Below are 19301 nucleotides of genomic sequence, written 5' to 3' on the forward strand. Positions count from 1 at the left end.
GCCGTGCGTTCATAGTTTTTCTATGTAGCACGGGTATTCAGAAAAAAGGAGCAGCTTATGCACATTGATCTGAACGGAAAACACGCCATTATTACCGGTTCTACTGCGGGTATTGGTTTTGCAATTGCTGAGGGGCTCGCCAAGGCTGGCGCTAATGTAGTGGTTACCGGGCGTACTCAACAGCGGGTCGATGAAGCTATTGCCAGTATTAAAAAGGCGGCTCCGAATGTTTCCGTTGAGGGTGTCGCTGCGGATCTTGGAACCGCCGAAGGTTGCAAAACTCTGACTGAACAGCAACCAGATACTGATATTTTGGTTAATAATGTCGGCATTTTCGGACCTGAGGACTTCTTTGAGGTGGGCGATGATACCTGGCAGCAGTTTTTCGATGTGAACGTGATGAGTGCAGTGAGGCTCTCACGCCATTATGCGAAAGGCATGAAGGCGCGAGACTGGGGTCGTATTCAGTTTATATCGAGTGAATCGGGCATTAATATTCCTAGTGAAATGGTGCATTACGGCATGACAAAATCAGCGCTGTTGTCCATTTCCCGGGGGTTGGCGAAAGTACTTAGCGGCACTCAAGTGACAGTTAACGCCATACTGCCCGGACCCACACGCTCAGAAGGCGTGCTTAACATGATTCGTGATATGGCTGAGGAAGAGGGCGTCTCTCAGGAAACAATAGAGTCCCGCTTTGTTCAGGAGAACCGGCCATCGTCCATTATTCAGCGCTTAGCAACGCCTGAAGAGGTTGCTAATATGAGTGTTTACGTGGCATCGCCGCAGGCCAGCGCCACTACCGGCGCAGCGCTGCGAGTCGAAGGCGGTATTGTCGATACCTTAACTTAGCCTTTAGGCCGCGTTGTTATAGGCGCGACGGCGCCGACGAAAGCGACTTAAGCGAGCTGGCTGAGCATCCGAGAATGTGTATTTCATCAGCGACAGCTCGCCGTCTTGGCTTTCGAACAGAGCCGTGCAGTTTTCCACCCAGTCACCTGTGTTGGCGTACAATAAGCCGTCAGACTCGACCAGTTCCGGGTGATGAATGTGTCCACAAACAATACCGTCTAAACCACGCTTTTTAGTTTCGCGGAATGAGGCCGCCCGATAGCGGCCAATGACTTCTTCGGCTTTACCAATTTGGCTTTTCACGTAGGCCGACAATGACCAGTAATTGTGGCCAAACAGGTTGCGAATGCGGTTTGTTGTTCGGTTAAGCCACAGTAAGAAGTCATAAAGATGGTCACCAACAAACGACAGCCAGCGGCTGTGGCAGGTTTCTGCATCAAACGCGTCGCCGTGCGTGACCAGCAAACGTTTGTTGTCAGCGGTAGTATGAATAGCCTGACGTTGAATGCGAATACTGGCCACATCCGGGTGGCGATATTTACGCATAACTTCGTCATGGTTGCCGGGAATGTAGATAACTTCGACACCGTTACGTGCCATAGCCAGTATTTGCTGAAGTACCTTATGATGCCGATCCGGCCAAAATATCTGCCGTTTCATTGCCCAAAAGTCGACAATGTCACCAACCAGATACAACCGTTCAACGTCAACGCGTTTGAGTAAGTGAAGCAGAAATTCGGCTTTGCAATCTTTAGAGCCAAGGTGTACGTCGGAAATAAACAAAGTTCGGGCGTTCAAGCGAGCCTGAGGCATAACGATCTCCCACTGTGGGTTTCGTCCATACTCCTCTGCTTAAATGAACCGCCGTTGACAGTTCATTTAAGCTTTTGTGACATCGGTAGGTTATTTACACTTTGTATCGTTTCAACTGGTCGTCCACCTGCTGAATCAGGCCGCTGAGCGTATTACTGGAGCTGGCTGTCTCTTCTGCCTGTTCTGCAACGTTTGTACTTTGCTCTTTAAGTCGCTCTAAGCGCACACTGACATCTGAGGATACGGCATTTTGTTCCTCGGCTGCACTGGCGACCTGAGCGTTTTGACTGGTAATATTTTCAACCGCCTGACTCACTGTGTTGCTCATTCCCGACACCTCTTCTACAGCGGAAAGGCTTTGCTGTGACTGCTCGGCCTGAGCCACAATGACGCCGCCAACGGCTTCGACACCATCGTGCAAACTACGTAATAAATGAGCGATGTCTTCCGTGGATTTCTGCGTTCTCGACGCCAAAGCTCTGACTTCATCTGCAACTACGGCAAAGCCTCGTCCGGCTTCTCCGGCTCGCGCAGCTTCTATAGCCGCGTTCAGAGCCAGCAGATTAGTTTGTTCCGCCACCGCATTTATCACTTCCATAACACGCGCGATATCATCAGAAGCTTTGGTCAGTGAAGCGAGCTCCTGTTGTGCTCGTTCCGATTCAGTAGCTAAACCAACCTGTTGTTTGCGCAGCTGGTTAATCATGTCCTGCATTGATTGAACCTGCTGGCTAATCTCTACTGCGGATGTTTCGGCTAAACTGGTGTTGTCGGCCACGTTACGTGCCGTTGTGGCAAGTTCATGTACCGCCGCTGAAATGGTTTCAACTTCCATAGCCTGCTCGCCAGCTAGCTCATCGGAGTGGCGCGCTATCTGAGCCAATTTAGCCGACTCGTCATGTGACTGCTTACTCAAGGTTGCCACCGACCCTATGGTTAAGCGCATACGCTCAAGCAAAGCATCGAACTGGCGTGCCATATCTCCAAGCTCGTCCGGAGAATCTGAGTTCATGCGCTGAAGCAAGTCACCTTCCTCTTCAACAATACGGCGTATCATCGAATTCATGCGGTTTATACGCTTAAGTACAACGCTGTGAACCAGCCATAAAATCAAGCCCAGCAGGAGCAGGCCGGATACGATAATAATGACAATCATCTTAACGGCTTGTTCGAGCACCAGAGCATGTATTTCCTCCTCATCCACGCCAACTAAAACGTCATACCGCCAGTTGGGGAAAGGAGTCTCTGAAATTTGCCAGTCAGACGTATTTCCATCGACAATACGGGTAATTTCATCCGGGTTCAGGTGTGAAGAGTGCAAACGAATAGTGCCGCGGTCGTCACGTAGGGCAACGAAACCATTCTCTAAAATGCGGGAATCTGCAATGTAGCGCTTTAACTCGTCAAAATTAGCCAGGTAGCCAACATATAAAATACCAATTATTCGGTTTGCACTATTTATAATGGGTTGATACGCCGTAATGTACGATTGACCGAGAATGTTGACCTGCCCCCGGTAGGTTTCGCCGCGCATAACGGTTTGGTATGCCTGAGTAGAACTATCTAAGCGGGTGCCCGTAGCGCGATTACCTTGTGCGTTCTTCACATTGGTGGTGATACGAATAAACTCGTCGCCGTTACGTGAAAATATCGTTGCGGTTCCACCCTGAAGCTGACTCTGGAGATCTACCAGCTCCTTACTGTTGGCCAGTGGTCTACCGTCTAATAAAAGGTCTGGTACATTTTCTTCGCCTACTCGCGTCGTATCGCCAACGCTGAGCCCGCCACGGGTATTTACTAAATGATTCAGTACCGACAAGCTGGCATCTACCTCATCACGCATTAAGCGATCAGTGATAGTCAGCATATCTTGAACGGTGCTGGCAATTAGTGCCGTTTCATTATCAAGATCGGCTCTTATCTTATTACTCGTTTGAGTGGCCGCAATGATAACTGCAAGGACTGTAAGAGAAAGGATACTGAGGCTGAGCCATAAGCTCATACGTTTGAGAATAGTCATATTTTAAAGCGCCACTAATGTTAGTGGCGCGATCCTATGTTAGACATCGATCTTTGGCAACGAAAAACTCTAAAACGTGTAAGTGACGTTCGCTGCCAGGGTATTACCGCCACCCCAGTCACTGCTTAAAGTGGTGTGATTATAGGAAACCATGAAGTTCCACTGCTGCCAGTTTCTGTCATAAGCTATCCAGGCATGGTTGTAGTGGTCACGGGTATCCCACTGAAAATCTTCAGAATCCAAGGAGCGCGACTGGTTAAATCCTACATTCACACCATTTTCACCATCGCTGTACACCTGATAAGAAACCGCTGCAACCAGATGTTTGGCGTCGGTGCCGGCGTAATCCCAGGCGTACCAGAGTTGAAAGCGAAAGTCGCTGATATCGAGAGCTGCCGTGGTTTCTGCGTAGTTTATGTCACTGCCGTCACCATAATAACTGTAATATAAAGCCCCCAGCTCGACGCCAATCTCATCATTAATTTGCCAGTAGCGGCCGCCAAACGCGTCCAGTTCCAGCCAGGTGTCATCGCCAAAATCGACATTGGAAGCAAAGCCTCCGGCGTACCAGCCGTTATCAAAGTTTTTATTGGCAATAAACTGTAGCGCCGGGTCACCGTCAGTTTGAGTTACCCCGTTAAACAAATAGTCGCTGGTTGCCGTTGCGGTTACGTCCCAGGACGCCTGCGCAGTGCCACTGATCAGGAGACCGGTAAACAGGGCTATATTAATCGCTTTTAAGTGCATTGAGTTGCTCCTCCATTTCGCCTGAGGCGTTATCCAGCGCACTGCTAATCTGAGTAATCTGCCCCGACAGTTTTTCTAAATCGTGCGTGGCGTCACTGATAGCGCTGATGTTTCGACTGATTTCTTCACTTACCTGATTCTGCTCTTCGGCGGCTGAGGCTACCTGGAACGCGTTGTCATTAATTGACTGTACTTGCTCAGTGGCTGAATTCAGCTGCTCGGAGGCTTGTTTTGCGCCTTCGAGTGTCTGTGTCACTTTTACCGCGCTGCTTTCCATTTGCTGAACACTTGCCTGAACCTGCTTTTGCAAACCCTGAATCAAGCCGTTAATTTCTTCTGTCGACTGGCGGGTACGTTGTGCCAGAGTTCTCACCTCATCAGCGACCACAGCAAACCCTCTTCCCTGGTCGCCAGCTCGGGCGGCTTCAATGGCGGCATTTAATGCCAGCAGGTTGGTTTGTTCGGCAATGCCATCGATGGTCTGTGTAATGCCGGTCACTTCGTCACTGCGGGCAGCAACTTCGGTAAATTGATGGCGTGCCTGGTCGAATTCTTCAGCCACTTGCTGGAAGGCTTTCAGGGTTTGATTGACCAGATCGTTTGCTTTAGTCAAAGACTTGCTCGACTCTTCTGCGCCCTGTGCCGTGTCACTGGCTAATGATGCAACCTGATTCGCTGTTGCGGTCATTTCGTTCATGGCGGTAGCCACTTGCTGAACTTGATCAGCCTGTATTTCGGTCGCGCTGGATGCCTGTTTCGAGCTATCGAGCATATGTCGGCTTTCCATCGCAACGTTTTCGGCAACTTTCTTCAAAGCCCGGACTAAATCGCGAAGTTTGGCAGTAAATAAGTTAAACCCGTCGGCCAGGTCGTTTAATTCACTGTGCGAGGTCCGCTCTAATTGTCGGGTAAGGTCACCCTCGGCACCGGCCAGTTCTTTCATTAGCATACTCAGGTTATTCAGTGGACGAGTGGATGCACTGACCCAGAAAAAGACCAGAGTGACGAATACGGCTAATAGTAATCCGGCAATCATTAATAGCCCCCAGACTGTTGAGGCCGTATCTTCTTCAAGGCTCTCTGACAGCTCAGTAACAGTTGCAAAAGCTAATTCGCGGGGTACGGAGACAATGATCCACCAGGTGGTATCAGAGGCTTCGGTATAAACCGGTTGCTTAACCACTATGTTGTCGGCGACGTTAAATTCTGACTGGCCAGGACTGTCGAGAAGCTCAGCTAATTCGGCATTAATAGATTCCAGCGACTTACCAAGACGGTTAGGGTGTTGGTTACTGGCGACGACGAAGCCGTTACTGCTGACCAGAAACATATTAGCCTTGCCCTGATAAAACTCCTGAGATTGTTGCTGAATACGGCTTTGCAATACCGGTAAGTTAATGTCGACACCCGCAACACCGCGAAACTCATTATTAACCACAACAGGATACACCAGTGAGGTTAACAGCATTTCTTCGCCGGGGCTGATCTCATATAAATAAGGCTCTATGAGGCAGGGTTTTAAGCTATCACGACTACAAAGGTACCATTCGGCTTCGCGGAAGCCTTGTTCGGTTAAGTTTGTAAGGTATTTCTCTGACGTGTCTTCGGTCTCAATAAATCGAGCCTGATTTGCGCCTTCCGACACCCAGTAAATTTCCAGAGTTCCCTGATTCGATGTATGTGGCTCACTGGAGCTGTATTCGTCATCAAGGGCGTCGTAACCATTGGGTTCGTACTGGTTATATATGGAAGAAACTGAGGGGTGAGCGAGTAGCAGGTTTCTTGCCAGAAGCTGTGCTTCGTCACGGGTATAGGGTTCTCCCTCACTGCCTACGGCGGTATTACGCATGATAGACGCAAGGCCTGCAGGAATATCGAAGCTACGGTTCAATAAAGCCTCAGTATTGCCGGCAAAGCGCAATGCTGTGTCATTTAAAGATGCGGTTACTTGCTCTTCCAGGGGCTCACTAATTTGCTCAATAGCATTTTGTCCGGCCTGGTTCATTGAGTACCAGCTGTACAGTGTCAGTGAGCCCATGCTTAGTATAAGCAGGCAGGCGGCACCAAATATAAGTTTAAAACGCAGTGACGCTGTTTGCATAAAAGTATCCAGGCATCCGATATAAAGGTTGTATACCTATATCGGGCTGAAAATACAAATCATGAGCGAAAAATAAGCAGTAATTTCTCTAGAAAACAGTTAGTCGGTAATTTACTGGCTTTATCGGCTTAACAACCAGAGCCAAAAGTTACGTTCAGCCGGCTCTGGAGGTAAGAAAGGCGCTAAGCGACTTCGCAATTTACTCACCTGATCCGCAGAAAGTTGAGCCGCTTCAGCGTGTGGGCTGCTCGCAAAACTCTCTTCAGCCATAAAGCGTTGATATACCTGAATGCTCTCAATAAAGTCATTGAGGTTTTTGCTGACCACAAACAGGTAATATTGTCTTTCGGTGTCGCAGTGATAAAGCGCAAAAATCTCACCCGACTCAGCGCACAAACATATGCGAAGAGGGTAGGTTTTTGGCAGGCTAAAGGTACCCAGAATGAACTTCAGATAATAGTCGTCGGGAAAGCCTTGGTGCCAGTTCCGTACGCTAATAATTGCGCCTTTCTCAAACTCAAATCCCGGGGCTTGTGTTGCTGTAAGTTGTTTAAATTGCGCTTTAAATGGTTCGCTTTTGAGCAGCTCAGGAATGTAATAGTACTTTGCCTTTTGCTTGTCTAAAGCCAGGTTAAGATTGTTCCAGCAGTCATAAGCTATCAGTTTTTCTCCGTCATGTTCGCAGGCCATAGGCACATTTATTGTCGGAGATGAATCGATATAAAAAATCTCGTTGGTGTTTAAATCAATCTCAACCAGCATCAAACTGAAGTAGGGGTCTGACAAGCTGCAATACAGGCGGGTGTTATCCGGGGTTGGTAAAAAAGGGCCGCAGAACAACCGATCAAACCTTTCTCCGTTTAAAACAAGCCCCACCAGCATTTCGCTTTTGCTCTGGTGGTAGTGGTCGCCAATCTCGCCGTCCAGCTGAATATCGACACCCAGTTGTTGCAGCTTACGAATGGGCGCATCGGAATAATTCCAGGGGTTTTCAACCGAATGTAGGGAAAAGTAGCCGGGTTCAGGAGGGTGAAGTCCCAAGTTTTTTGCTACCAGCAGGTGAGAGCCCCATCCATCGGTTTGAAACTTATCCGCCACGTGTTTCCAAAGGGTAAGGTACTTGTCTCGGTACCGGAAGAGGTTGAGATACGCCGGTCCATGCAGGCTGTCCAGAACCTGCAGGTGGAAGTCTTCATCGTCGCGATGTTCCTCGTAATACAGCCATGCGCGCTCATCGTTCATATATTTTAGGATGCCCGGAATGAGTTGTTCCAGCAGCTTCTTATTGTTCAGTTGAGTCGCCCAGGTATAAAAAAGCTCGAACATTCCAAGCTGATACAAACGACCACAGAGGTAGCTCGACTGATAGTTAAATTCTTGTGCTATCTTTTTACGCTCTGACAGGCTGCCGTGAACCATGGTGTTAATTAACATGATTTTGTTTTCATCGGAAAATAGCGGCTGATAACCGTCGGATGTCAGCCCATCAAAACACCAGCGCTGCGCCAATGCTTTGACTTCGTCTTTATTTAACTGGGCGAAACGCTCTTCTCCGGCGCGAATGGTATCCTCTGAAAGTGAGAAGACAGCGTAGAGCGTTTCTTTTAGACGTGTCGAACTGCTTTTTTTAGCCATTTTCTAAAAATGATTCCGATAGTTGATTAGCTTGAACTCATCAAAAGATAGGCAAAATAGGTTTCCGCCTGCGCTTTATACTGTTGCTGCTGCGCCTTCGGCAGCTTGCTTAACTGTTTTTCAAACAGCTTAATTAAGGCTTCGCTTTGCAGCATTCTCTTACTGGGCGGTAGTCTTTTCCCTTGTTCGGAAAGGAAAGTTTCCTGCCAGTTTGCCTCGCTGTGAAACATCCGAAATAAGTCATGAGCCACGCTGACAATAGCTACTGGATTCAGGTAGGGGTGCTGGTAATATGCGTCAATTAAAGACTGAATACGCTGGCGCACGTCCGGCATCACCATAAATTTTAAATCCAGTAACATCAGGTTCTGCATGTACCAGTAGATTTTTTCTTCCAGCTTTTTCCAATAGGTCTGATCGGCCTTTTCCTGAGCGGTGAAATGGCGCAGTTCATCGGAGCTATAATACAGCCAAGTGTAAAGAATGTGGCGCTCCAGCATGTTGCTGAATGCAGCGTCGTTTTTAGCTTCGTCAGCTACCTTTTCGTAAGCTTCTATAAGCTCAAGAGAAATATAAGGGGTGTGTGGTTGCTGCGCGTTGGCTCGGCGCTGTAAGTTTTTCAGGACCTCTACGCTGAGACACGCCTTAATAACGGGTTCAGCCAGTAATGCGTCTGAATTTTCGTAGCGATAGCCCAGTGCCTCTTCGCAACAGGAAGCGACAAGGTCAGCTTTATTTTGAATGGCATAAAGGCAGGCGGCATTGTGCACCAGCTCAGGCATTAACCACGCATAATCTTTAAAGCGTTCATAAAGCCTGATGCCCCGATCCGCCATGGTAATATTCGTGTCTTCGCTTATCTCACAGCACAGTTGCAGGCCGAAATTCAGTAACTGATACAAACGGGGCGCACTGCGATGTCGCTGCCATTTTAATGAAAAATCCCTGTCGAACCATTGCTGTATACATTCAAAGCGCTCCAGAGCGTTGCCATCGGGTATTTGTGGAAACCAGGTGTCGGGCTTAGGCTGCTGCGCGGGTTTAGGTGCCGGTGGCGTTAAGTCGTCGGGGCTGGAGACTCCGGGAAAGTCCTCTGTTTTGCTGCCAATTCGGCGCCCGCCCAGCCTGTAGTAGGCGTTTGCATCTTCAGCGTAGAGCTCATCATGAACTTTAAATGAACGCGCATCAGCGTCGGGAACAAGCTCCAGTGCCAGCTCACCATCAACCTCATTAGGGCTAAAAACCTGATCATCAACTAAAAAATAAAAATGGGCGTATTTACCAATACGACGGCAACGTCGTGGCTTCACTTTTATAAGTTGCTGACCAATAACTGCGTAGTTGTCATCCCGAATGCCCCAGGTGGTGGTTTTTAACGTTTCCGGGTTCAGCTCAGGAAAACGGTGAAAGCGCCAGGGAAACTGGTGACAATAGCTGTAAACCACCTTGCCGTTATAAAAGTACGAAAAATCCAGCTCTCTGGAACTCGGCTTAACGGTGGTGAGGCGCACAGGGTCAACGAATGTCGCTACACTAAGATCTAGCGTGCTCTTTTTACTTTTTGCCATGACATCCCTGTCTATTGGGTAATGCGAATATGAAACCCGAAAACCATAAACCGGACAAGCATCTTTACAGTAATCATACAGGAGAACCAGGGCCCGCTTGATTCCCAGACGACTTTTGACCATGCTTATTTAATTAAGTTACTGAGTAACGGTAAAAACTTGGAGGTTTAAATGGACAACAAAGACGCATTTGAGAAAAAGCACGAAGCAAAAATAGAAGAGATGAAAGCCGAGATTGACCGCTTAAAAGCCAAAGCAAAGCAGTCAGAGGCGGAATCTGAAATTAAGTATGAAGAAAAAATTAATGAGCTTGAAGCGTTAAAAGATGATGCGGAAAATAAGCTGGAAGAGGTTAAGAAATCCAGCAAGGACGCATGGTCTGACGTTAGTAAGGGACTGGAGTCGGCGACAGAGTCTTTATCAACGGCACTGAAATCGGCCAGTCAGCAATTTAAAAAATAAAGGGCAAAGGGGTGGCAGCTAGCTGGCTGTTAGCCACCCCGCAAAAAATGCTGCGACAAGTGCCCCGGCAATAATACCGATAAACCATGCAGCCCCAGCCCGGTTTCCTAAATTAATTGTCCAGCCAAGTATTGGATAAAATTTCGGCACCCAGCTGCGCGTATCTTTCTTGCTAAAGTATATGCCGAGCCACAAAGGCCGTGACCAGTTGCTTTCGTCATGCCATTCCTGAGAATTGATTTCTTCTTGAGTCATAGAGGCCTCCCAGAACAAATAATAGTCGATTTTTCCGGAAAATCACGGAGTGAGTTGATATCTCTATCAACTAAAGGTAGCTTCAGTCCATTCTCACTAATATGAAGCCATTATGTCCTCTTTATTAAACTGGATGAAAACTCTGGGCACGATACCTCTAGCCCTTTGCGTTCTTTTCGTTGTATTTCTGCCTTCGATTTTATTCGCGGCATTTATTGTCTGGATTTTCGACTTGCTGTTTCTTGACCTTGCATGGATGTCCTGGCCAACCTTTTGGTGGATACTCGGAACCTGGGTCGTAACTATGATTATTGCGTTAGCCGGCAATGCCGATAAAATTATGTTCGGCACCCCGAAGTAGATAGTTTTTAAAGTAGTTTAAGAGATATATTTAGTACATTTTTCTGGCTCTTTAACGAGCTATAAATGAGGTCGAATGAAACCGGGCAAGAAAGGCTTAGAACGAATTTGGTACGCAACTTTCAATTCGCTGCGAGGCCTGAAAAGTGCCTGGCAGTACGAGGCGGCCTTTCGACAGGAAGCACTAATGTGTTTGATTTTGGTGCCTGTTGCTTTTTACGTTGAAGCTTCGCTGGCCGAGCGGCTGCTATTGCTTGCAAGTCTTTTTATTCTGCTCATTACAGAACTTCTCAATTCGGCGGTGGAAGCCGTTGTTGACCGAGTTGGGGCAGAGTTCCACGAGCTTAGTGGCAGGTCGAAAGATTTAGCCTCGGCGGCGGTCTTTTTTGCCCTAATGTTTATGGTTGTGGTCTGGGTTAGCATTTTGTTTTTTTAATTTATAGCTTATTAGTCAGAGAGAAGAATTAGGTACAAATAAAACGGATTGCTGCTGGCGAAGCTCTTCTGGAACAATACCCAGCCAGCGTTTGCAGGCGCGTCGAAAGTTGTTGGGGTTACTGTAGCCCAGCTTCTGCGCAAGCTCGACATTGCTGTAGGGGTGTTTTTGCAGCAGGTTCAGCAGTTTGTGTAGCCGCACCAGGTCATATATTTGCTGAAAGCTGTAGCCATGACTTGCCAGTAGGCGTTTGCACGAGGACAGGCTAATGCCAATTTCAGCGGCTAACTCGGTCAGCGAGGCGTCGTGGCCCGTTTCAAGCTGATAATCCAGCCACTTAAAAACGCTTAGCATGACAGAAGCTTGAGCCTGTGTCTGATGCTGCATCTGACAAAAGCTAAGTGCCTGATGATATTGGGCTAAGTTGCGCTCAGGCGAATGTTCCTGAAGTTGCTCCGCCGGAATAGAGAGTCCACAAATAGGGCGTGAACTCACCTTTTTTACCCATTTTTTCCAGGTGGGTAAGGGCGAAATATTCTCAGGCAGAGCAACATGCCACTGGTTAACGGCTAAGCCTCGAGCTCTGCCCAGCATCAAAAGTATTGCTACACCAATTTTACAGTTGGCAGAATAGCAGAGTTGATTCATTTTCCCTGACAGCCCTTCAACTGGAATAAAGTCCAGTTGTAAGTAATTTTCAAAGCGTTGGGTGGGAGTAAATAAAAAGGGCTGTAGCAGGCTTTGAAAGCGCGATAAGTGAATAAGTGCCTGCTTTAGCGTTTGAGCGTGAACGGTCAGGTCAATCAGTGGGTTCAGTCTGTCGCTGAACAGTGTCTCTACAACCAATTGCCACAAGTGTGGGTCGTTAATTTTTTCTTCGGCAGACGCCAGTAACGACAGCATTTCATGATCGGTTAGCCGAAAGTTGTTTATCTGCAGTTTCTGTTCAGATAATGACGTGCCTCTGAAAAGCTCCGATGAGGAAATGCCGCGCCTCTCGGCAAGTGGCAGCAGTGCCCGAATAAAGGGTTTACCAAGCAAACGGCGCTGGTCGTTAGTTGGCCAGGGGCGCATAGTGAGTCATCTCCTCAACTCGCGTGTGTAATGCGGTAATTGCATCAACAGCTGAGAGTTCTTCAACGCAGTGAGTATGCACTTCCACACTCATGTAATTGGGTAACTCAAGTTCGGAGTTTAGATTCTGAGCTATAACCTTCATTAGCCTGTCGGCTTGCGACAAGCGAGTTTGCGGAAGCAGTATTAAGAAATGGTCACTGTGTTCCCGACACAGACAGTCCTGAGGCCTTAGCAGTAACACCATTAACTCGCTGGCCTGATGCAGGAGTTCGTCTCCGGCTTTTGTACCCATTTCATGATTATACTGGGCGAAGTTCTTGAAATTAACGCTAACCAGTACAGTCGACTCTGCATCAGTACTGTTTTGTAACGCTATTTCCCGTTCAACCAGCTTGATAAAATAAGGGGTGGTGTATAGCGAGGTTAAAGGGTCGACCCACTGATGAGACCGCAGGTTCTTTTCGCGTACCATAAGTTGTCGCGACAGCATTTTGTTTTCACGCCGCCATTCAGCTGCGGCAAAACTAATGATAATCAGCCCCACAGGAAGCGGAAAGGACTCCAGCCAGCTTAGTAACCGCAGTGCATCCGGATAGCGAAAAAATTCGTCTAATACGTCCAGCGTCATGGAAAAAATAAGCAGTAGACCACCGCTGTAAAACAGGTTGGTTACATTTCCCCGTGGCCGGTCAGTAACCGTAAATATGACAATTAAAATGGTCAGGAACAGGGTCGAGCCCTCACCAAGAATGTCCAGCGGATCAACGATTTCATAAGGTTTAACTACACCCAGTTGACTGCTAAGCAGCAAACAAATCAGAACCACTACGGCAATGAGCAGAACTCGCCAGTTGCTGATATAGCGTAAATTAATCAATCGCATTGAAGTCTCCGCATATCTAGGCATTAGAACGACAAAGACACTCTAACCTCCGGTTGTGACAGTTTGGTGACGCTGGTTTCGCTTTTTGGGCTTAACTGACCCGCATCAAAAGAGCTCATAAGTGGGTGATATGCATCCTCATATTGTCACTTTTTGCTTTTAAGGTATGTCGCATCAATCAAAAAACGACAGGGTTTGAATGATTATGAAGAAGACATATTTAGCTTGGCTTATTGCCGTTTCATGTGGTGCAACATCGCCACTTATGGCTCAGGAAGCGCAGGACGAGAGCACAGATAAAACAACCGAAGAAAAGCGCATTGAAGAGGTGCTGACTATTGGCTACGGCGATTCAATTAAACGTGCGGTGCAGGAGCAACGTGAGTCTGGCGGTATTATCAATGTTCTGAAAAAAGATGACATGGGTAAGCTGCAGGATGACAGCGTTAGTGATGCGTTGCAGCGAATTCCGGGTCTATCTGTAGAACGTGACCAGGGTGAAGGACGCTTTATTCGGATTCGTGGTTTAGCCCCCGATTTAAACTCGGTTTCATACAATGGCACCTCACTGGCGGCTCCTGAAGCCGGACGCCGAGCCGTGGCGCTAGATGTTATTCCGGCGGATTTGCTGGAATCGGTTGTGGTTAATAAAACCCTGACGCCTGATATCTCAGCAGGTAGCCTTGGCGGTAATATTGAACTGCAAAGCATGACTGCTTTTGACCGTGAAGGCTCGTTCTACTCTTTTACTGCTGATGTTGGTTATAACGAGCAGGCCAGCGAAACGAACCCGAAAGTTTCCGGTGTTGTCAGCAACACCTTTGATGTCGGCGATAAAGCGGACAGTTTTGGTATCGCCTTTGCCGGTAGTTATCAGGATCGCTCATTTACTACCGACAACGTTGAAACCGGTGGTAACTGGGACTTGGATGAACCGGGCCTGGAAGAATTTGAGCAACGTGCTTATTCGGTTACCCGTGAGCGAACCGGCTTAGCCTTAAACCTGGACTATCGCCCTTCGGATGATTCCGAATTCTACCTACGCTCGCTGTACAGTGAGTTTGCGGATACTGAAGTTCGTCAGGGTATTGTGACTGAGTTTTCTGATCCAATTGGCGCAGAAGCTAGTGCTGGCGGCGAAATTGTACGCGAGCTTAAAGACCGTAAAGAGACTCAGGAAATTACAGCAGTTGTGCTGGGCACTAAACAGAAGTTTGATGACTGGCATGTCACTTTGGAGGCAGGTACCAGCAAAGCCAGCGAAGATCAGCCTTTTGCTATTGGTGGAGCCAAGTTTACGCAGGAATTTGATGGCGGACTGGGCTACTCCGGCGTCAAACGTTTAGGGTTAATTGCCCCGGACAGCGCTTATCAGGCGTCAGAATATGAAATTGATGAAGTGGAAGTGAGTGACGCCTACACCGAAGAGACTGAAAAGAACGTTAAGCTGGATGTGGCTTATGACTGGTTACAACCCAGCTATCAGGTTACTTTTAAAGGCGGTGTTAAGTTAAGCCAGCGTGAAAAGTCCGCAGAAGAAAACATCTTTATTATGGAAGACTTTGCTGACCTGGGTGTTACTGGGCTAACGCTTGCTGACTACGAAACCTCGTCAAATGTTGAGTATGGCCTGGATCGATTTGGCCCCGGCGCTTCCGCTGACAAACTTTGGGATATGGTTAATACCTTCGAGTTACAAAACTTCCGGGATGAAGTTGAATCGAGAATCGCATCTTACGAAATTGATGAAGACATCAGTGCCGGTTACCTGATGGCCGACATGGGCTTTGGCAAGTGGCAGGTTATTGCTGGCGCGCGCTATGAACATGAGGAACGTACCGGGCGCGGTAACCGTTATGACGACGAGTTGGAAACCTTTACACCGGTCTCGGACAAATTCAGCGATGCAAACTGGCTTCCTAGTGTGGTGACTCGCTACGACTTAAGTAATGACACTATTATCCGTGCGGCCTACAGCACCGGCCTTGTCAGACCAAACTTTGAGCAAGTCAGATCCAGCTACTATCTGGAAAATGACGACGGCGACCTGAAGGCTGAATTCGGTAACCCGGATCTTGAACCATTAACCACGCAGAACCTCGATTTTGGTATTGAGCATTACGACGAAACCTTGGGTGTTATTTCCGCCATGGCCTTTTACAAAGACATTAAGAACTTTGTCTATGAAGCCGATGTTGCCGGACGTGCGGGTTACGAAAACTTTGATGAAGCTGTTACTTATATCAACGGTGATGACGCCTACGTTTATGGTTTAGAAATCAACTTTGTGCACCAGGTGTCTGGTTTTGATAACTGGCTGGATAACTTCTTAATCAATACTAACCTGACCTTTACCGACTCAGAAGCAACCGTTGACTGGACTGATGACGGGCAGCTCGTATCGCGCGACATTACTTTGCCAAGTCAGTCTGACACTACGGCAAACTTTGCGCTTGGCTACGAAGTTTATGATGTCAGCTTACGTCTGGCAGCGAACTACAAGTCAAAATATTTGGCTGAGCTTGGTGATGTTGAAGACAGCCGTTACGACATTTATGAAGACGACAATTTGACTCTGGACTTCTCCGCAAAATGGCTAATTAACGACCATGTCAGCCTTAGCTTTGCGGCCAACAACATTACCGACGAACCCTACTATGTTTATACCGGCCAGAAGCGATACAACGCGCAATACGAGAGTTACGGCCGCAGCTTTACTCTGGGTGTGCAGTTAATTAACTGGTAATGCGAAATAACGGTATTTAAAGGATAACTATGAGAAATAAAATGATTTTAAGCGCAGTAGCATCAAGTTTGATGCTACTTGCCGCTTGCGGTACGTCAGCGACAGAAACGAATCTTCGTCATAAAGTCGCACTGAATAATGACTACCTGAAAGTTACTGCTGATGGACTAAGCCTGGGTGATAAACGCGTTGCCGAAGGCGATTTTTTTCACCTGCGGACTATGCCGTTGAGTAATGGGGAAACTCTGGTTGGAGCTATGGATGGTAACACTCAGGAGCTTTTTCTGTGGCGTGCCAGCGGCAAAGATGTACAGCCGGTGTGGAAGGGCGAAATAACCAGCCGCGTGATAGAGGATATCTGCTTTTATGAGAGTAACGAAAACCAGCAGCTGTCTGTATTTCTGCTTGGCGGCCGTGGCGGTGCAGAGCAGCGATTGTTAAAGCAGGACGAGCAGTGGTTAAAAGAGCCGCTGGTTGTTCGCAATATGAACGTACCTTTTGACAGCACGGCTTGTGTTGTATCGAACGCGGAACAAAAGCTGTACGTTGCCGAAGCGGATCAGGCTGTGTGGGCGTATAACGCCGAGCCTGAAGTTGATCAGGGGCGCGACTTAATTGCAGCAGCTAAGCCTTTTGGGGTTATTGAAGGCGAAGTGAAAGCGCTGGAGCTGCTTGATGACGGCAGTTTGCTGGTGCTTGAAGAAGAGCCGCCGCGGCTGCTGGTGTATCGTCAGAATGAGCAGGGTTTTAAGTTTGATAAAGCCTTCGCAATTGACGACGCTGAAGCACTAACCGATGTGTCTGATTTAGGAAATGGCGAGCTATTGCTGACAGAAGAAGACATGACGGCAATGAGCAAGCTGACCATTGATACTCTGGAATCAAAACCGCGTCCGGGCATAAAGCCGGTGTCTCAGGTCGAGGCAACCCTGCAAACCGAACCCTCACCTTTACGCGGCGATGCGATTGATGATCCTGCCGTTTGGGTACATCCGGAAACACCTGAGAAAAGCCGCATCATGGGTACGGATAAGCGCACAGGTCTCTACGTTTATGACATGTCCGGTAAAATTGTTCAGGAATTTCCTGTGGGCCGCCTGAATAATGTCGATGTTCGGGGCTCCCGGGCAGTTGCTTCCTTGCGTGACAACAACAGCCTGCAATTGTTTGATATTAACGCAGACGGAGAGCTTTCGGTTGGTACCAATGCGCTTACCGATATTGAAGAGATTTACGGTCTTTGCATGGGTTATAACGAAGCGACAGAACAGGCCTCCGTTTATGTAAACGGCAAATCGGGTGTTATTCAGCAGTTTGTTATAAGCAACGACGGCAAGATGGAAAAAGTAAGAGAATTGAGCGTTCCTTCTCAGCCTGAAGGTTGTGTTGTGGATGATAAAACGCAACGCTTATTCGTTGGTGAAGAGGATGCCGCGGTATGGTTATTTGACGCTGCTGCTGATGGTTCAACCTCCGGTGAACCGGTTATTTTTGTTGACCAACATGAAGAGCTGGTCGCAGATATTGAAGGCGTCACTTTTGCCAGTGTTGATGGCCGGGACTTGTTGTTTCTCTCCAGTCAGGGCAACGACAGTTACATTGTGTTTGAAGGGCAAGCGCCCTGGTCGTTGCTTTCGCACTTCCGTATTCGCACCAATACCGAGTTAGCTATTGATGGCGCGTCAGAGACCGATGGCATTAACGTAACAACTCAGTCTCTGGGTAAAGGGTTTGAGCAAGGCGCGTTTATTGTTCAGGACGGACGTAACCGTATGCCGGAAGCGGGTCAAAACCTTAAACTGGTGCCGTTAGAGAATATTCTGAAAACCATTAAGTAAGTAGTTACTTCTCACACACTTACTGACAAAGCCGTCCGGTAGTTAAAGCTGCCGGGCGGCTTTTGTTCTTACGGCCTGAAGTTGCAGCTTTCTGGCTACATAAAAGCGAGTGCATTGTCTAGACTTAGTGCAAAGACACTAAATAGAGGAAAGCTATGACAGGTACTGAGCGACAAGATCTTGGACTGTTCACAGATTTGTATCAGCTCACAATGCTCGATGCGTATTTGCAGGAAGGCATGCAAGACGACGCGGTTTTTACCTTGTTCGTCCGGCGGCTTCCGAATGAGCGGAAATTTCTGTTGGCTGCGGGGTTAGATCCCTTGCTTGAAACCATTGAAAACCTGTCGTTCAGCGATGACGATTTGCGCTACCTAAAAGAGCAAAACTTCTCTCAAAAGCTTATCGATTATCTTCGTGATTTTGAGTTTACCGGGCAGGTCAGAGCGCTTCCTGAAGGTACGGTATTCTTTGAAAATGAACCCATTGTCGAGATTAAAGCGCCGCTGCCACAGGCGCAGCTTATTGAAACTCTGGTGATGAATCAGATACACCTGCAAACCCTATTAGCCTCAAAGGGAGCACGAGTTGCCCATGCGGCAGAAAAGCGGCCGGTTCTGGATTTTGGGGCACGCAGGGTGCATGGCATTGATGCGGGCAAAAAAGGCAGCCGGGCACTGTATTTAAGCGGTATTGCTGCCACTTCAAATATGCTGGCTGCGCGAACTTACGGTTTACCTGTAGCTGGCACTATGGCGCACAGCTATATTCAGGCTCACGATTCGGAATATCAGGCGTTAAAGAATTTTACCCAGGTTTTTCCGGAAACCGTCCTACTGGTAGACACCATCGATACCTTAAAAGGTGTAGAAAAAGTCATTCAGTTGGCCAATGAGCTGGGCGATGACTTTAAAGTAAAAGGCATTCGGCTTGACTCCGGTGACTTAGGTGATCTTGCTGTTAAAGCCAGAAAGCTGCTGGACGAACATAACCTTCACCATTTAGAGATTATTGCCAGCGGCGGTCTGGACGAACATAAAATTGCTCAGCTAATAGCAGACAAAGCACCAATTGATGGTTTTGGTGTCGGCACCGGCATGGGTGTCTCCGACGATGCAGCGGCACTTGATATGGCCTACAAACTGGTTGAATACGGGGGCAAGGGGCGTTTGAAGCTTTCCAGTGGCAAGCCTGTTTTGCCGGGCGAAAAGCAAGTTTTTCGCGAGTCTGGGGACAACTTCCGTCGCGACACTATTGCTCGTGCAGAAGAGCAGTTACCCGGCGAACCATTGCTGAAAAAAGTGATGCAAAGCGGCAAAAGGTTGCCTTCTCACCAGCGAGACATTGAAGAAATTCGACAGTACGCGCAGCAGCAGTTAAATAAATTATCCGAGTACGTCTCCTCGATAAGCAGCAAGGAGAAGTCTTATCCGGTCGAGATAAGCGATAAACTAGCGAGCTACCAGAAAGAAATAACCGAACACCTTAAACAAGAGGGTTAGCCCAGG

The 19301-nt window shown here is 48.0% G+C and carries 16 protein-coding genes; 7 read left to right on the top strand and 9 right to left on the bottom strand.

Features of this window, described 5'->3' with window-relative positions; genetic code table 11:
- Window positions 1-57 precede the first annotated feature (57 nt).
- Window positions 58-852: an SDR family NAD(P)-dependent oxidoreductase gene (locus tag ACN0TF_RS06320; protein WP_417441228.1), complete on the top strand. Its 795-nt coding sequence runs from the start codon at window positions 58-60 to the stop codon at window positions 850-852.
- 3 nt (window positions 853-855) lie between these two features.
- On the opposite strand, the gene ACN0TF_RS06325 is transcribed toward ACN0TF_RS06320, so the two are convergent.
- The 6 genes from ACN0TF_RS06325 to ACN0TF_RS06350 all read right to left on the bottom strand — a co-directional run bounded on the left by ACN0TF_RS06325 (window position 856) and on the right by ACN0TF_RS06350 (window position 9736).
- Entirely contained in the window at window positions 856-1665 is an 810-nt protein-coding gene (locus ACN0TF_RS06325) for a UDP-2,3-diacylglucosamine diphosphatase (protein ID WP_417441229.1), read from the bottom strand.
- Window positions 1666-1759: 94 nt separating this feature from the next.
- The gene (locus ACN0TF_RS06330) at window positions 1760-3685 is read right to left on the bottom strand and encodes a methyl-accepting chemotaxis protein (RefSeq protein WP_417441230.1); all 1926 of its coding nucleotides are present in this window, start codon (window positions 3683-3685) and stop codon (window positions 1760-1762) included.
- A 69-nt stretch (window positions 3686-3754) separates the two neighbouring features.
- Entirely contained in the window at window positions 3755-4432 is a 678-nt protein-coding gene (locus ACN0TF_RS06335) for a TorF family putative porin (RefSeq protein WP_417441231.1), read from the bottom strand.
- Window positions 4413-6533: a methyl-accepting chemotaxis protein gene (locus tag ACN0TF_RS06340; RefSeq protein WP_417441232.1), complete on the bottom strand. Its 2121-nt coding sequence runs from the start codon at window positions 6531-6533 to the stop codon at window positions 4413-4415. Before ACN0TF_RS06340 ends, ACN0TF_RS06335 begins: the two co-directional genes overlap by 20 nt.
- A gap of 120 nt (window positions 6534-6653) precedes the next feature.
- Window positions 6654-8168 carry a hypothetical protein gene (locus ACN0TF_RS06345; RefSeq protein ID WP_417441233.1) on the bottom strand — a complete coding sequence of 505 codons (1515 nt, stop codon included), beginning with the start codon at window positions 8166-8168 and terminating at the stop codon, window positions 6654-6656.
- Between the two features lie 26 nt (window positions 8169-8194).
- Entirely contained in the window at window positions 8195-9736 is a 1542-nt protein-coding gene (locus tag ACN0TF_RS06350) for a hypothetical protein (protein WP_417441234.1), read from the bottom strand.
- Window positions 9737-9907: 171 nt separating this feature from the next.
- Here ACN0TF_RS06350 and ACN0TF_RS06355 point away from each other — a divergent pair, with 171 nt between their 5' ends.
- Window positions 9908-10198 carry a coiled coil domain-containing protein gene (locus ACN0TF_RS06355; protein ID WP_110012930.1) on the top strand — a complete coding sequence of 97 codons (291 nt, stop codon included), beginning with the start codon at window positions 9908-9910 and terminating at the stop codon, window positions 10196-10198.
- A gap of 18 nt (window positions 10199-10216) precedes the next feature.
- Here ACN0TF_RS06355 and ACN0TF_RS06360 read toward each other — a convergent pair whose 3' ends face one another.
- The gene (locus ACN0TF_RS06360; RefSeq protein WP_417441235.1) at window positions 10217-10453 is read right to left on the bottom strand and encodes a hypothetical protein; all 237 of its coding nucleotides are present in this window, start codon (window positions 10451-10453) and stop codon (window positions 10217-10219) included.
- A 112-nt stretch (window positions 10454-10565) separates the two neighbouring features.
- Here ACN0TF_RS06360 and ACN0TF_RS06365 point away from each other — a divergent pair, with 112 nt between their 5' ends.
- Window positions 10566-10814 carry a hypothetical protein gene (locus ACN0TF_RS06365; protein WP_253617231.1) on the top strand — a complete coding sequence of 83 codons (249 nt, stop codon included), beginning with the start codon at window positions 10566-10568 and terminating at the stop codon, window positions 10812-10814.
- A gap of 75 nt (window positions 10815-10889) precedes the next feature.
- Window positions 10890-11249, top strand: coding sequence for a diacylglycerol kinase (locus tag ACN0TF_RS06370; protein WP_417441236.1), 360 nt, complete (start codon window positions 10890-10892; stop codon window positions 11247-11249).
- A gap of 15 nt (window positions 11250-11264) precedes the next feature.
- Here the strand turns inward: ACN0TF_RS06370 and ACN0TF_RS06375 are convergent, their stop codons facing one another.
- Both ACN0TF_RS06375 and ACN0TF_RS06380 read right to left on the bottom strand, forming a co-directional pair.
- On the bottom strand, window positions 11265-12323 hold the full coding sequence (locus ACN0TF_RS06375) for a helix-turn-helix transcriptional regulator (protein WP_417441237.1): 1059 nt from the start codon (window positions 12321-12323) through the stop codon (window positions 11265-11267).
- A complete protein-coding gene (locus tag ACN0TF_RS06380; RefSeq protein WP_417441238.1) occupies window positions 12304-13209 on the bottom strand; it encodes a GGDEF domain-containing protein in 906 nt (301 codons plus the stop codon). Before ACN0TF_RS06380 ends, ACN0TF_RS06375 begins: the two co-directional genes overlap by 20 nt.
- Window positions 13210-13414: 205 nt before the next feature.
- On the opposite strand from ACN0TF_RS06380, the gene ACN0TF_RS06385 reads away from it, so the two are divergent.
- The 3 genes from ACN0TF_RS06385 (at window position 13415) to ACN0TF_RS06395 (ending at window position 19295) form a co-directional block, all read left to right on the top strand.
- Entirely contained in the window at window positions 13415-15955 is a 2541-nt protein-coding gene (locus tag ACN0TF_RS06385) for a TonB-dependent receptor (protein WP_417441239.1), read from the top strand.
- Window positions 15956-15984: 29 nt separating this feature from the next.
- On the top strand, window positions 15985-17793 hold the full coding sequence (locus ACN0TF_RS06390) for a phytase (protein ID WP_417441240.1): 1809 nt from the start codon (window positions 15985-15987) through the stop codon (window positions 17791-17793).
- Between the two features lie 155 nt (window positions 17794-17948).
- A complete protein-coding gene (locus ACN0TF_RS06395) occupies window positions 17949-19295 on the top strand; it encodes a nicotinate phosphoribosyltransferase (protein ID WP_417441241.1) in 1347 nt (448 codons plus the stop codon).
- Window positions 19296-19301 lie beyond the last annotated feature (6 nt).

Source organism: Idiomarina sp., from assembly GCF_048265525.1.
GTDB lineage: Bacteria > Pseudomonadota > Gammaproteobacteria > Enterobacterales > Alteromonadaceae > Idiomarina.

Bases quoted from the DNA above. Each gene is read 5' to 3' on its own strand.
- ACN0TF_RS06325 (WP_417441229.1), bottom strand. From the start codon at position 1,665: ATGCCTCAGGCTCGCTTGAACGCCCGAACTTTGTTTATTTCCGACGTA.
- ACN0TF_RS06355 (WP_110012930.1), top strand. From the start codon at position 9,908: ATGGACAACAAAGACGCATTTGAGAAAAAGCACGAAGCAAAAATAGAA.
- ACN0TF_RS06350 (WP_417441234.1), bottom strand. From the start codon at position 9,736: ATGGCAAAAAGTAAAAAGAGCACGCTAGATCTTAGTGTAGCGACATTC.
- ACN0TF_RS06370 (WP_417441236.1), top strand. From the start codon at position 10,890: ATGAAACCGGGCAAGAAAGGCTTAGAACGAATTTGGTACGCAACTTTC.
- ACN0TF_RS06320 (WP_417441228.1), top strand. From the start codon at position 58: ATGCACATTGATCTGAACGGAAAACACGCCATTATTACCGGTTCTACT.
- ACN0TF_RS06345 (WP_417441233.1), bottom strand. From the start codon at position 8,168: ATGGCTAAAAAAAGCAGTTCGACACGTCTAAAAGAAACGCTCTACGCT.
- ACN0TF_RS06380 (WP_417441238.1), bottom strand. From the start codon at position 13,209: ATGCGATTGATTAATTTACGCTATATCAGCAACTGGCGAGTTCTGCTC.
- ACN0TF_RS06340 (WP_417441232.1), bottom strand. From the start codon at position 6,533: ATGCAAACAGCGTCACTGCGTTTTAAACTTATATTTGGTGCCGCCTGC.
- ACN0TF_RS06335 (WP_417441231.1), bottom strand. From the start codon at position 4,432: ATGCACTTAAAAGCGATTAATATAGCCCTGTTTACCGGTCTCCTGATC.
- ACN0TF_RS06365 (WP_253617231.1), top strand. From the start codon at position 10,566: ATGTCCTCTTTATTAAACTGGATGAAAACTCTGGGCACGATACCTCTA.
- ACN0TF_RS06395 (WP_417441241.1), top strand. From the start codon at position 17,949: ATGACAGGTACTGAGCGACAAGATCTTGGACTGTTCACAGATTTGTAT.
- ACN0TF_RS06385 (WP_417441239.1), top strand. From the start codon at position 13,415: ATGAAGAAGACATATTTAGCTTGGCTTATTGCCGTTTCATGTGGTGCA.
- ACN0TF_RS06375 (WP_417441237.1), bottom strand. From the start codon at position 12,323: ATGCGCCCCTGGCCAACTAACGACCAGCGCCGTTTGCTTGGTAAACCC.
- ACN0TF_RS06360 (WP_417441235.1), bottom strand. From the start codon at position 10,453: ATGACTCAAGAAGAAATCAATTCTCAGGAATGGCATGACGAAAGCAAC.
- ACN0TF_RS06390 (WP_417441240.1), top strand. From the start codon at position 15,985: ATGAGAAATAAAATGATTTTAAGCGCAGTAGCATCAAGTTTGATGCTA.
- ACN0TF_RS06330 (WP_417441230.1), bottom strand. From the start codon at position 3,685: ATGACTATTCTCAAACGTATGAGCTTATGGCTCAGCCTCAGTATCCTT.